The sequence below is a fragment of the Nonlabens sp. genome (assembly GCF_039941875.1).
Lineage (GTDB): Bacteria > Bacteroidota > Bacteroidia > Flavobacteriales > Flavobacteriaceae > Nonlabens.
In genome coordinates this window covers 24,230-36,551 of record NZ_JBDVDQ010000015.1, presented here as the reverse complement: position 1 = coordinate 36,551, position 12,322 = coordinate 24,230, and the positions used below count along the sequence as shown (strand labels likewise).

The window sequence follows — 12,322 nt, the reverse complement described above, 5'->3', positions numbered from 1 at the left end:
AATCTAGTTAGTTGCAGCATTAAGAGTAACATCAGTACCCATGTACGACTGTACTGTACGGAAACCTATGTAACTTCTTGCGCTATCTTGATATTCATAATCACGTGTACCTACTTGAAGGAAATAAGAAACATCTTTCCATGATCCACCACGTACACCTTTACGTTTATTGTTAGCATCATTCACTACAGGACTCATAGAAGACATATGTTCATATGCACCAGCTTCGTAAGAAGAATTCACCCATTCTGATACGTTACCTGCCATATTGTAAAGATTATACTCGTTAGGCTCGTAAGACTCTGCCTCTACAGTATACAAAGCTTGATCAGCAGCATAATCACCTCTTAAAGGTTTAAAGTTAGCTAAGAAACAACCTCTGTCATTCTTTGCATAAGGACCACCCCAAGGGTAAGTCGCTCCTTCTAGACCACCACGAGCAGCATACTCCCATTCTGCCTCAGTAGGAAGACGGTATTCATTCACACGCTCTACATTTCTTTGCTTACGATAAGCATTGTGATACAATGTTCTCCACTGACAAAAAGCTTTAGCCTGATTCCAGTTAACACCTACTACAGGATAATCACTATATGCTTCATGATAGAAATAATCATTATGCATAGGCTCGTTATAACTGTAGTTAAAATCACGAATCCACACAGTTGTATCAGGATAGATTTTCACAGGAACTTGTTCTATAAAATCTTTTCTTGACTTAGATTCATCACGATTTCTAGCCGCGGCATTCACATCAAGACTCGTATAAGTAAAGATAATTTTCTCTGTATCTATAGTACGCTCACCGTTATAAGCTTCTTCAAAAGGTATGATCATATTATCATAAACTTCTGCGTAAAACTCATCTGGCATATCTTCCGTATCCCAAATCAAATCAATATCGTGATTCAACTTACGACCTTCATAACCTGTAGGACCTAATCCTACATAGTTATCTTGAACATATTGTTCCCAAGGCGTTAATTCATCTCCCTCAGCTCCTTCAGCATCAAGAAATGCAAACTCACCGATTCCATCATCTCCAGGAAGAGCTCCATTCTCATCAGCCATAATCGCAAGATTAGTTCTGAACAAAGAATCTCTAGTCCAGTAAACAAACTGACGGTATTCTGCATTGGTAATTTCAGTTTCATCCATGTAATAGGAAGGAACTGTAACGGTCTTAGTAGGTGCGTTACGAGTTGCTGCGATATCATCATCGGATTTACCCATAATAAATGCACCACCTGGCACTAACGTCATACCATAAGGTTTTTCTGGATGCCATTTCTTTCCACGCTCTCCTGTAACCATTCCTCGGTCTCCTTTTCCACAACTTGCAAAAAGTGATGCTACTGCTAAAAGGACAAATAACTTTTTCATAAGGGTATTTTAAGTTTTCTTTATGAATTAAGGCCGTAAACCTATCTAAAAGATTTCGATTCCACAACTTTTTTTTATCAATAAATTATAATAAAGATAGATTCCATATCTATATTTCGTTCTTACGTCTCGCTTTCAACCATCTATCAGGAAGAATCTGATCACATGCCATTTCATAATCTCGTCGATCGCATGGTAATAACGTATTTTGTTTTAGTTTATTATTAACATTTGAAATAAAAGGTAATTCAATCCACCAGCGACCACTGTCGTTAGATTTGTAAAAGGTAAGAACTTCGTCATCAATAGGCACCTTATAGATCATACATCCATCTGAGATATCGACAGGATACTCAAAACTACGATAATTAACACCCTCGATAAAGTACCAAATCATCTCTGCAGCAAGTTGTGCTCCAGAATTCCTTTCACTATTTATTTCAAAAATCCCAAAGACTTTAAGCCTATCACTTATCCCAGCATATCTCGATAAACTGCATACCTGCTTTCCATCAAGTCCGTTTGGGTTTGCTTTTTTGTAGGAAAGATCTCCTGCCCTCACTACACTCATGTCTATCCCTACAATATCTGCGTCCCTAAGAACAGGCTCAGCTAATGTAATGTCATTATCTAGATATCCCAATCGTATGGCATCGAAATACATCCTATCTAAAAGATCTATTTCATCTTGTGAATTAAAATAAGTCTGAAAACCTAGATTACTATAATTGAATAGATTATAAGGTTCTTGCGCAATCATTTTACCAACATAACTGCGAGAAGTAATAGGTAAATCTATATCACCCAAATCAAATCTACAGTCTACATTAACAACATTTATCATGTGTTGAAATTCATCAAACGCACGATATATAGGATACATTAAATCCTGACTACCTCCTAAAAACATCGGAATTATACCTTCTCTTAAAAAGTGTTCTGTAAGTTGTTTTACTACATAATATGTATCCTCAACACTATCTCCAGCATGAACGTCTCCTAAATCTGCTAATGCAGTACTCCAGTTCCCTGGATATAGCTCGTATAACTTCTCACGAACTTGATCAAGACTTTCTACCTGAAACAGCGCATTAGAATCTCTACGATTCTCTAACACTCCTATAATAACTAACTGTACGCCTTTCAAACTAGGCAAACCATCTTGTGAGGTATGGAATCTTATAGACTTTGCAATGGTTTGGTCAGGCTGCAATTCTGCGTGCGTTACAACTGCGTCATTGAGCGGTTTTAGAAACTCTAAAGCCATTTACTTATTTCTTTGTTGTTTTCTTTTTAACTGGTGCTTTTTTCTTAGCAACGGTTTTCTTTTTTGCAGGCGCCTTCTTTTTAGCGGCTGCTTTTTTCTTAGGAGCCTTTTTTGCAATAAGCTCTTGAGCTTTTTCCAATGTTATTTTCAATGGATTGATATCCTTAGAAAGCTCTACTTTAATCTTTCCTTTGATAACATTATGCCTTCCCCATCTAGCCTTCTCAATTCGTATTCCTTCTTCTTCCCAGTCTACGATAAGCTTATCCTTCTCTTTCTGAATCTTATCCTTTATTAAAGTTTCTATATCATCATTAGAAAGATTATCAAAGTCATATTTTTTATTTACCGAAATAAACATTCCTGCCCATTTAATATACGGCCCAAAACGACCAACACCTTTAGTCACAGGTTGCTCATCATAAGTATAGATAGGAGCATCTGCCTTTTCTTTCATCTGAATCAACTCTGCAGCACGCTCGAAGGTAAGAGTCATAGGATCATCATCCTTCTCTAGACTGACAAATGTCTTTTCATTAAACTTCACATACGGACCAAAACGTCCCTGGTTTACTTCAACAGGATGACCATTATACTCACCTACAGTTCTAGGCAGCTTAAACAACTCCATCACCTCTTCTAAGGTAATTGTATTTAGATGTTGAGTAGGCAATAAACTTGCAAATTCTGGTTTCTCTTCATCCTCTACCGTACCTATTTGCGCCATAGCACCAAATCTTCCTAAACGCACACTAATAGGTTTACCACTTTCTGGATGAACTCCTAAGACACGCTCTCCTACTTCACGTTCTGCATTCTCAGCAACATCTTGTACTGTAGGGTGAAAACTTTTATAAAAATGTCCCATCATATCGGTCCATTCTTCTTTTCCTTCGGCGATATTATCAAAAGATTCCTCCACATTTGCTGTGAAATTATAATCTAAAATACTTCCAAAGTGTTCTACTAAGAAGCTATTCACAACTCTACCGACATCGGTAGGAATCATTTTATTTTTATCAGACCCAGTCTTTTCAGTAAGCTTTTTCTCTGCCACCTTATCTTTACTTAAAGTAAGTTGAACATAGTCACGCTCAAGACCTTCTGATTGTCCTTTTTCAATGTATTTTCTATTCTGAATGGTAGTAATAGTAGGTGCATATGTAGACGGACGTCCTATACCTAATTCTTCTAGTTGCTTTACAAGAGAAGCTTCTGTATACCTGTAAGGCGGTCTAGTAAACCTCTCTGTAGCTGTGATTTTTTTATTTAATAATGACTGCCCTATTTTAAGATCTGGCAATAATCCTTGTTGCTCAAGATCTTCATCATCAGTACTTTCTAAATATACTTTTAAGAAACCTTCAAACTTTACAATCTCACCACTAGCAGTAAAATTCTTCTCATGCTTATCTGCAGATATGGTAACATTAGTACGTTCTAATTTTGCATCACTCATCTGACTTGCAATTGCTCTTTTCCAGATCAACTCATACAGACGTATCTGGTCGCGATCTGCTCCAGAACTATGGACAGCAAAATTAGTAGGACGTATAGCCTCATGCGCCTCTTGAGCACCTTTAGACTTTCCTTTATAATTACGTTCCTTATGGAATTCACTTCCATAAGCTTTATGTATTTCCTCTTCAGCGCCTTGCTTTGCCTCCTTACTTAAGTTAACAGAATCTGTTCTCATATAAGTAATTAAACCAGCCTCATAAAGGCGTTGTGCCAGCTGCATGGTACGACTTACGTTAAAAAACAATTTACGTGACGCCTCTTGTTGTAAAGTAGAAGTAGTAAATGGTGGTGCAGGAGATTTTTTAGCAGGCTTTTTAACAAGATCTGCTACTTCAAATTTTGCACCTTTATTTACCTCAAGAAAGTCCTGAGCCTCTTTAAGCGACTTTAAATTACTAGGTAGCTTTGCTTTGAGCAACGCACCTTCATCCGTATTAAAATCTGCATCAACTCTGAAAAAATTATCAGAACTAAAGTTCAGTATTTCATCCTCACGCTCTACGATTAAACGCACAGCAACAGATTGCACACGTCCTGCGCTCGCTCCACCTTTTACTTTACGCCATAAAATAGGTGAAATTTCATACCCAACTATACGATCCAGTATACGACGCGCTTGTTGCGCATTAACTAGGTCATAATCTATAGTACGTGGGTTATCAATCGCGTTTTGCACAGCACTTTTAGTAATCGCATTAAATACGATACGTTTTGTGTTTCCTGCTTTAAGATCTAGCTGTTCTGCTAGGTGCCACGCTATCGCCTCACCTTCTCGATCCTCATCACTTGCTAGCCAGACCATCTCTGCATCGGCAGCCATCTTTTTTAGTTTTCTTACAAGATCTTTCTTGTCACTACTCACTATGTATTTAGGCTCAAAATTCTTATCTACATCTACGCCTAATTCCTTAGAAGGTAAGTCTGCAATATGCCCAAAACTGGACGCCACTTTAAAATCTTTACCTAGAAATTTTTCTATCGTTTTCGCCTTAGCCGGCGACTCTACAATAACAAGATTCTTTGCCATTAAACTATGATTTTTGAAATGCAAAGGTATGAGTTATTTTTATGACCTCCACAAACATCTGTTAAACAAGTAGTTGAAAAGGCGCCTGAAATTTTAAAGCGTTCAGTTCTTGACGTTTAACCTTATTAACATATCTGCATTTTATAATTATTTTACTCTATAAAAATGTTTTTATGTAAAAAGATGATTAGAATTCCGCTTTCGCGAAAGCGAGACCGCAACAAAAACCGTCCTTATTATATGCATTATTACCATTATGAAAAATAGCCTTAATCGAGATTGAAAAAATATTAACCAACTTAATGCTGCCATTGTGTCATAAAACATATCTTTGCAACGTTATATTAATGATGACGATTGATGGAAAAGATTATTGAAGAAGAAAAGCAAGGAACTGCTGTCGTGTTAGAACACAATGCTACAAACACGCGCAAACTCTATATAGAAAGTTACGGATGTCAGATGAATTTTTCTGATAGTGAGATAGTTGCATCTATTCTTGCAAAAGAAGGATTCAACACCACTAATAACATGGAAGAAGCTGATTTAGTATTAGTTAACACCTGCTCTATTAGAGACAAAGCTGAACAAACCGTTCGTAAAAGATTAGAAAAATATAACCGTGTTAAGGAACGTAAGAACCCTAATATGAAAGTAGGCGTTCTAGGCTGCATGGCCGAGCGACTAAAATCTAAGTTTCTAGAAGAAGAAAAAATAGTAGATATGGTCGTAGGACCAGATGCTTATAAAGACCTACCTAATCTAGTTGCCGAGATAGATGAAGGAAGAGATGCTGTAAATGTGCTTCTATCTAAAGAAGAAACCTATGGAGACATCGCGCCTGTTAGGTTAAACTCTAACGGTGTTACTGCCTTTGTATCTATTACCAGAGGTTGCGATAATATGTGCACCTTTTGTGTCGTACCATTTACTCGTGGTCGTGAACGCAGTCGCGATCCACATTCCATACTCGAAGAAGTGAATGATTTATGGAATAAAGGTTTTAAAGAAATCACTTTATTAGGACAGAATGTAGATTCTTTCCTATGGTATGGTGGCGGGCTTAAAAAAGATTTTAAAAAAGCCAGTAAGATGGCAAAGGCTACCGCTGTAGATTTTGCACAGTTATTACATAAAGTTGCAAATGCGCACCCTGATTTAAGGATACGTTTTTCTACTAGTAATCCACAAGATATAAGTGACGATGTTTTACATGCTATTGCAGCACATAGAAACATATGTAATTATATACACCTACCTGTGCAGTCTGGTAGCAATCGCATCTTAAAAGAAATGAATAGACTGCATACTCGTGAAGAATACATGAATTTAATAGATCGTGTACACGCTATTATACCAGAATGTGCAGTTTCTCAAGATATGATCACTGGTTTCCCTACAGAAACTGAAGAAGACCATAAAGATACTTTAAGCCTTATGGAATATGTAAAATATGATTATGGATTCATGTTTTCTTATTCTGAACGTCCAGGAACAATGGCTGCTCGTAAACTAGAAGACGATGTACCTGAAGAAGTAAAAAGTAGAAGACTTAGTGAGATTATAGCGGTACAAAGAAGAACTGGTCATGAAAGAGCACAATACTTTGTAGGGAAAACAGTGGAATGCCTCATTGAAAAAGAATCTAAAAAATCTGATCAACACTGGGCAGGAAGAAACACTCAAAACTACGTTGCTATTTTTGATAAAGAAGATTACAAAGTAGGTGAATATGTTATGGTAGAAATTACAGACTGTACAAGCGCTACTCTTAAAGGTAAAGCTATAGGATATAGCGACATGAAAGGACCATTAACTTACGACACCGTATAATATGGAAAGTGTACAATCGGTAAAACAGCGTTTTGAATTAATAGGTAATGATCCTGGCTTTAATAGAGCGATAGAAAAGTCATTACAGGTCGCTCCTACAGATATTTCTGTACTTGTTACTGGAGAGAGTGGAGTCGGTAAGGAAAGTATTCCTAAGATTATACACTCACAATCTTTTAGGAAACATGCAAAATACATCGCTGTAAACTGTGGTGCTATTCCAGAAGGAACTATAGATTCTGAATTATTCGGTCATGAGAAAGGTGCTTTTACAGGTGCGACTTCTACCAGATCTGGATATTTTGAGGTGGCAGATGGTGGAACAATTTTCCTAGACGAAGTAGGAGAATTACCGCTACCTACACAAGTACGTTTATTACGTGTATTAGAAAATGGAGAGTTTCTTAAAGTAGGATCTTCTACCACACAAAAAACTGATGTTCGCATAGTCGCAGCAACTAACGTAAGGATGTATGATGCGATTGAAAAAGGGAAGTTTAGAGAAGACCTTTACTATAGACTAAGCACAGTCGAAATAGACTTACCACCATTAAGAGAACGTAAAGGTGATATCCATTTGCTTTTCAGGAAATTTGCTAGTGATTTTGCGATGAAGTACAAGATGCCTACTTTGCGTCTAGATGAAAATGCTATTTCTATGCTTACTAATTATAGATGGAGTGGTAACATAAGACAGTTACGTAACATTGCAGAGCAAATAAGTGTACTGGAAAAAGAAAGAAATATAACCGCCGCAACTTTACACAACTACTTACCAGACGCTGGTAAAAACTTACCTGCTGTTATAGGTGAGAAGAAAAAGAGCGATAGTGAGTTTGCAAACGAGCGTGAGATCTTGTACAAAGTCTTATTTGACATGAAGAATGACTTGAACGATCTTAAAAAACTTACCAACGAACTGATGGAAAGCGGTAACGCAAAAGATGTAAGAGAAGAAAATCCTGGTTTAATCAAACGTATTTACGGAAACCATAAGGAAAACGAGCAGGATTATGAAGACGTTATAGATAACGCATATGATTACACACAAGAAGAGCATATAGCACCAGTTCAAAAAGTTAACACCGAAAATCATTATGTAGAACCGGTACCACCTACTAGTGATCGTTATGACTTTGCACAAGAAATAGAAGAAGAAGAATCACTATCTCTAGCCGACAAGGAAATAGAATTGATAAAAAAGTCGTTAGACAGACATAAAGGTAAAAGAAAAGCTGCTGCAGATGATCTAGGAATCTCAGAACGTACACTTTACCGTAAAATAAAACAATATGATCTTTAAGAACGTACGCTTTTTAATAATCGGACTGGCTTTTTTAAGTTTAAGTTCTTGTGGGCTTTATAGTTTAAGTGGAGTAACCATACCGTCAGACATTAAGACGTATCAAGTTGATTACTTCGGTTATCAGGCAGCACTGGTAGAGCCAGGTATAGAAAGAACGTTTACCATCGAGTTACAAGATGCCATACAAGATCAATCTACATTGAGTCTAGTTACTAAAAATGGTGATTATATATATCAAGGAGAAATTACTAGATATTACATCGCCCCTATGACTGCTACCGCAAATAGTACAGCATCTCAAAATCGATTAACGATAGAGATAAATGTACGATTTACAGATACTAAGAGAGACGAAGAAAGTTTTGAAAAAAAATACAGTTTCTTCTATGACTATAATGCAAACGTACAATTACAAGGTACTGCCCTAGAAACAGCACTAGAAGTTATCTACGAACAACTTACACAAGACATTATAAATGACACACTAGCTAAATGGTAGATGTAAATCACATAAACAATGTGCTTGCACAACCAGACCGAGTCACTGTAGACCATATAGCCTTGCTGCAAGAGACCCTTGTTGAGTTCCCTTATTTTCAGGCAGCTCGCAGTATTTATCTCAAAGGGTTGAAAAATGAAAGTAGTCCTTTATATAATAAAGAATTACAAAGAACAGCGTCACACACTACGGACCGATCTGTATTATTTGATTTCATCACATCAGATTTATTTATACAAAATAAAGTTAGTGAGCAAATAAAACAACTTCAAGAAGAAGAGAAACAGAACGAAAATGCAAAAAACGCATTATCTCCAACTGTTGAAGTAGATGCTATTCAAAAAACTATAGAAGAAGATCTTAATGCTAGTACAGACTTTACACAAGTAACAGATATAGATCTTTTTGAGAAGAAAGAAAGAATCTCTATAGTAGACGAACCATTAGAGTTTAATAAAAATGAAACATATAGTTTCTCTCAGTGGTTGCAACTAACCAGTCTACAACCTATAGATAGAACAACCCAAAATGATGATGAAAATCAGGTTTCTTCAAAAAGAGAGGAAGAAATAAAAGAAAAATCAACATCATCCAAAATAATTGAGGAGATAGATGACCGCGCTAGAAAGATGGCTCGCATTGATCAATTTCTTGCAGAGAAACCAAAGATAAAGCCTCGTAAATCGCCTAGTCCCTCGATTAATGTAGCAAATCAATATCAAGATCCAAGTCAATTTATGACGGAAACTCTTGCTAAAGTTTACCTTGCACAAAAAAACTATTCCAAAGCCTTGAAGGCTTATGAGATTTTAGTATTGCAACATCCAGAAAAAAGTGGTTTATTTGCAGACCAAATTCAAGAAATTAAGAATTTACAAAGTAACAATACATAATGACAACATTTTATATTTTTTTAGCACTCATCGTTTTAGTAGCATTTTTACTAATAGTAGTTATCATGGTACAAAACCCTAAAGGAGGTGGTTTATCTTCTAGCTTTGGCGGTGGCGGTACACAACAATTAGGTGGTGTAAAGAAAACAGGTGATTTTCTAGATAAAAGTACATGGATACTTTCTACTGCGCTTTTAGTTCTTATACTTCTTGCTAGTACATCTTTAATTCAAGGTAAATCTGTAAGTTCTATCGAGGTAACAGATCCTACAGCTATAGAAAGCACAACTAACAACATACCTAGCGATGCTACTAATACTACTGAAGGAACAGAAACTGACAGTGAATAGCAAATCACTACATCATAAACTGACAAAATATCCAGCCCACAAGGCTGGATATTTTTGTTTACAGAAGTTTTGTCAGTGAAAATAAATTGGCATATTTATGGAACTTCTCAAATCATTAATAATCAAATAAACATTTTTTAAAATGGCATTAAATATTCAACCTTTATCAGACAGAGTAGTTATAGAACCAACTGCTGCAGAGCAAAAAACAGCTTCTGGTTTATACATTCCTGATACAGCAAAAGAAAAACCTCAACAAGGTAAAGTAGTTGCTGTAGGAAATGGAAAAAAAGATCACGACATGACTGTAAAAGTAGGTGACACCGTTCTTTATGGTAAATACAGTGGTACAGAATTAAAACTAGATGGTAGCGATTACCTTATCATGCGTGAGGATGATATTCTAGCGATAGTTTAATAAAATAGATCCGCTTTCGCGAAAGCGAGAACAACATCAATAATTTTAACGATTAAAAAAATAACTGTTCAAAACAGTAAATTTTAAAAAATTAAAGAAATGGCAAAAGACATAAAATTTGATATAGAAGCAAGAGATGGAATCAAACGTGGAGTTGATGCACTTGCTAATGCAGTAAAAGTAACATTAGGCCCTAAAGGTCGTAATGTAATTATAGGAAAATCTTTTGGTGCTCCTGTAGTAACAAAAGATGGTGTAAGTGTTGCCAAAGAAATCGAGCTGGAGAATGAGCTAGAAAACATGGGCGCACAAATGGTAAAAGAAGTTGCTTCTAGGACTAACGACCTTGCAGGTGACGGAACTACTACAGCAACCGTACTTGCACAAGCTATCGTAAAAGAAGGCCTTAAAAACGTAGCTGCTGGTGCAAATCCTATGGATTTAAAACGTGGTATCGACAAAGCTGTAGAATCTATCGTAAAAGATCTAGAAAAGCAAGCTAAAAAGGTAGGTGACTCTAGCGAGATGATCAAGCAAGTTGCATCTATATCTGCAAATAACGATGAAGTAGTAGGTGATCTTATCGCTAAGGCTTTCGGAAAAGTAGGTAAAGAAGGTGTAATTACTGTAGAAGAAGCAAAAGGAACAGAAACTTATGTGGACGTTGTAGAAGGAATGCAGTTCGACCGTGGATATTTATCTCCATATTTCGTTACTAACTCTGAAAAAATGACTACTGAATTAGAGAATCCATACATCTTATTATTTGATAAGAAGATCTCTACTATGAAAGAACTAATGCCTGTTCTAGAACCAGTAGCACAAACAGGTAAACCACTTCTTATTATTGCTGAAGATGTAGATGGAGAAGCTCTTGCTACACTAGTAGTAAACAAATTAAGAGGTTCTTTAAAAATTGCTGCTGTTAAAGCACCTGGTTTTGGAGATAGAAGAAAAGCTATGTTAGAAGACATCGCAATTCTTACTGGCGGTACTGTTATTTCTGAAGAAAGAGGATTTACTCTTGAAAATACGACTTTAGAGATGTTAGGTACTTGTGAAAAGGTAGACATCAATAAAGATAACACGACTTTAGTAAACGGTGCTGGTAACAATACTGACATTACATCTAGAGTAGGACAGATCAAATCTCAAATTGAGAATACTACATCTGACTATGACAAAGAAAAACTTCAAGAACGTCTAGCAAAACTTGCTGGTGGTGTTGCTGTACTTTATGTAGGTGCTGCTAGTGAAGTAGAAATGAAAGAAAAGAAAGATCGTGTAGATGACGCTCTTCATGCAACTCGTGCAGCTGTAGAAGAAGGTATAGTTGCTGGTGGTGGTGTTGCACTAGTACGCGCAAAATCTGTTCTTTCTAAGGTTAACGCTAACAATGCTGACGAAGAAACAGGAATCTCTATCGTGGCTCGCGCTATAGAAGCACCTCTAAGAACCATAGTAGAAAATGCTGGTGGTGAAGGAAGCGTTGTTGTATCAAAGGTTTTAGAAACTAAAGGTTCTAATGGTTATGATGCTAAAAACGATAAATATGTAGACATGCTTAAAGAAGGAATTATCGATCCTAAAAAAGTAACTCGTGTGGCGTTAGAAAACGCAGCATCTGTTTCTGGGATGATACTTACTACAGAGTGTGCACTTATAGAAATTAAGGAAGAAAACGCTGGTAGCGCTATGCCTGGTGGTATGCCAGGAGGCATGGGCGGAATGATGTAAATCATTCTTCTTAATCTTATTTTAAATAAAAGCCATCTCTTTAGAGATGGCTTTTACATTTAATTCAACTCTCGTACATTGTACCCTA

At 36.5% G+C, this 12,322-nt stretch carries 10 protein-coding genes; 7 read left to right on the top strand and 3 right to left on the bottom strand.

Features of this window, described 5'->3' with window-relative positions:
* Window positions 1-3: 3 nt before the first annotated feature.
* From gldK to topA, 3 genes are all read right to left on the bottom strand, one after another.
* Entirely contained in the window at window positions 4-1,383 is a 1,380-nt protein-coding gene (gldK, locus tag ABJF08_RS09515) for a gliding motility lipoprotein GldK (RefSeq protein WP_348115920.1), read from the bottom strand.
* Between the two features lie 109 nt (window positions 1,384-1,492).
* Window positions 1,493-2,650, bottom strand: coding sequence for a formimidoylglutamase (locus ABJF08_RS09510; RefSeq protein WP_348115919.1), 1,158 nt, complete (start codon window positions 2,648-2,650; stop codon window positions 1,493-1,495).
* Window positions 2,651-2,654: 4 nt separating this feature from the next.
* Window positions 2,655-5,198 carry a type I DNA topoisomerase gene (gene topA / locus ABJF08_RS09505; protein ID WP_348115918.1) on the bottom strand — a complete coding sequence of 848 codons (2,544 nt, stop codon included), beginning with the start codon at window positions 5,196-5,198 and terminating at the stop codon, window positions 2,655-2,657.
* Window positions 5,199-5,558: 360 nt separating this feature from the next.
* Here topA and miaB point away from each other — a divergent pair, with 360 nt between their 5' ends.
* The 7 genes from miaB (at window position 5,559) to groL (ending at window position 12,234) form a co-directional block, all read left to right on the top strand.
* Complete coding sequence (miaB, locus tag ABJF08_RS09500; protein WP_348115917.1) at window positions 5,559-7,031, top strand: tRNA (N6-isopentenyl adenosine(37)-C2)-methylthiotransferase MiaB; 1,473 nt, start codon at window positions 5,559-5,561, stop codon at window positions 7,029-7,031.
* A 1-nt stretch (window position 7,032) separates the two neighbouring features.
* Window positions 7,033-8,334: a sigma-54 dependent transcriptional regulator gene (locus ABJF08_RS09495; RefSeq protein ID WP_348115916.1), complete on the top strand. Its 1,302-nt coding sequence runs from the start codon at window positions 7,033-7,035 to the stop codon at window positions 8,332-8,334.
* On the top strand, window positions 8,324-8,836 hold the full coding sequence (locus ABJF08_RS09490; protein WP_348115915.1) for an LptE family protein: 513 nt from the start codon (window positions 8,324-8,326) through the stop codon (window positions 8,834-8,836). Before ABJF08_RS09495 ends, ABJF08_RS09490 begins: the two co-directional genes overlap by 11 nt.
* Window positions 8,830-9,729 (top strand): hypothetical protein, encoded by a 900-nt coding sequence (locus tag ABJF08_RS09485; protein ID WP_348115914.1) that lies wholly within the window; start codon window positions 8,830-8,832, stop codon window positions 9,727-9,729. Before ABJF08_RS09490 ends, ABJF08_RS09485 begins: the two co-directional genes overlap by 7 nt.
* The gene (gene secG, locus ABJF08_RS09480) at window positions 9,729-10,079 is read left to right on the top strand and encodes a preprotein translocase subunit SecG (RefSeq protein WP_348115913.1); all 351 of its coding nucleotides are present in this window, start codon (window positions 9,729-9,731) and stop codon (window positions 10,077-10,079) included. Before ABJF08_RS09485 ends, secG begins: the two co-directional genes overlap by 1 nt.
* A gap of 142 nt (window positions 10,080-10,221) precedes the next feature.
* Complete coding sequence (locus ABJF08_RS09475; RefSeq protein ID WP_104515795.1) at window positions 10,222-10,497, top strand: co-chaperone GroES; 276 nt, start codon at window positions 10,222-10,224, stop codon at window positions 10,495-10,497.
* A 99-nt stretch (window positions 10,498-10,596) separates the two neighbouring features.
* A complete protein-coding gene (gene groL, locus ABJF08_RS09470; RefSeq protein WP_348115912.1) occupies window positions 10,597-12,234 on the top strand; it encodes a chaperonin GroEL in 1,638 nt (545 codons plus the stop codon).
* Window positions 12,235-12,322: the final 88 nt, after the last annotated feature.

What these genes read in the sequence shown, in the direction of transcription:
- gldK (WP_348115920.1), bottom strand. Translation starts at nt 1,383, where the DNA reads ATGAAAAAGTTATTTGTCCTTTTAGCAGTAGCATCACTTTTTGCAAGT.
- ABJF08_RS09510 (WP_348115919.1), bottom strand. Translation starts at nt 2,650, where the DNA reads ATGGCTTTAGAGTTTCTAAAACCGCTCAATGACGCAGTTGTAACGCAC.
- topA (WP_348115918.1), bottom strand. Translation starts at nt 5,198, where the DNA reads ATGGCAAAGAATCTTGTTATTGTAGAGTCGCCGGCTAAGGCGAAAACG.
- miaB (WP_348115917.1), top strand. Translation starts at nt 5,559, where the DNA reads ATGGAAAAGATTATTGAAGAAGAAAAGCAAGGAACTGCTGTCGTGTTA.
- ABJF08_RS09495 (WP_348115916.1), top strand. Translation starts at nt 7,033, where the DNA reads ATGGAAAGTGTACAATCGGTAAAACAGCGTTTTGAATTAATAGGTAAT.
- ABJF08_RS09490 (WP_348115915.1), top strand. Translation starts at nt 8,324, where the DNA reads ATGATCTTTAAGAACGTACGCTTTTTAATAATCGGACTGGCTTTTTTA.
- ABJF08_RS09485 (WP_348115914.1), top strand. Translation starts at nt 8,830, where the DNA reads ATGGTAGATGTAAATCACATAAACAATGTGCTTGCACAACCAGACCGA.
- secG (WP_348115913.1), top strand. Translation starts at nt 9,729, where the DNA reads ATGACAACATTTTATATTTTTTTAGCACTCATCGTTTTAGTAGCATTT.
- ABJF08_RS09475 (WP_104515795.1), top strand. Translation starts at nt 10,222, where the DNA reads ATGGCATTAAATATTCAACCTTTATCAGACAGAGTAGTTATAGAACCA.
- groL (WP_348115912.1), top strand. Translation starts at nt 10,597, where the DNA reads ATGGCAAAAGACATAAAATTTGATATAGAAGCAAGAGATGGAATCAAA.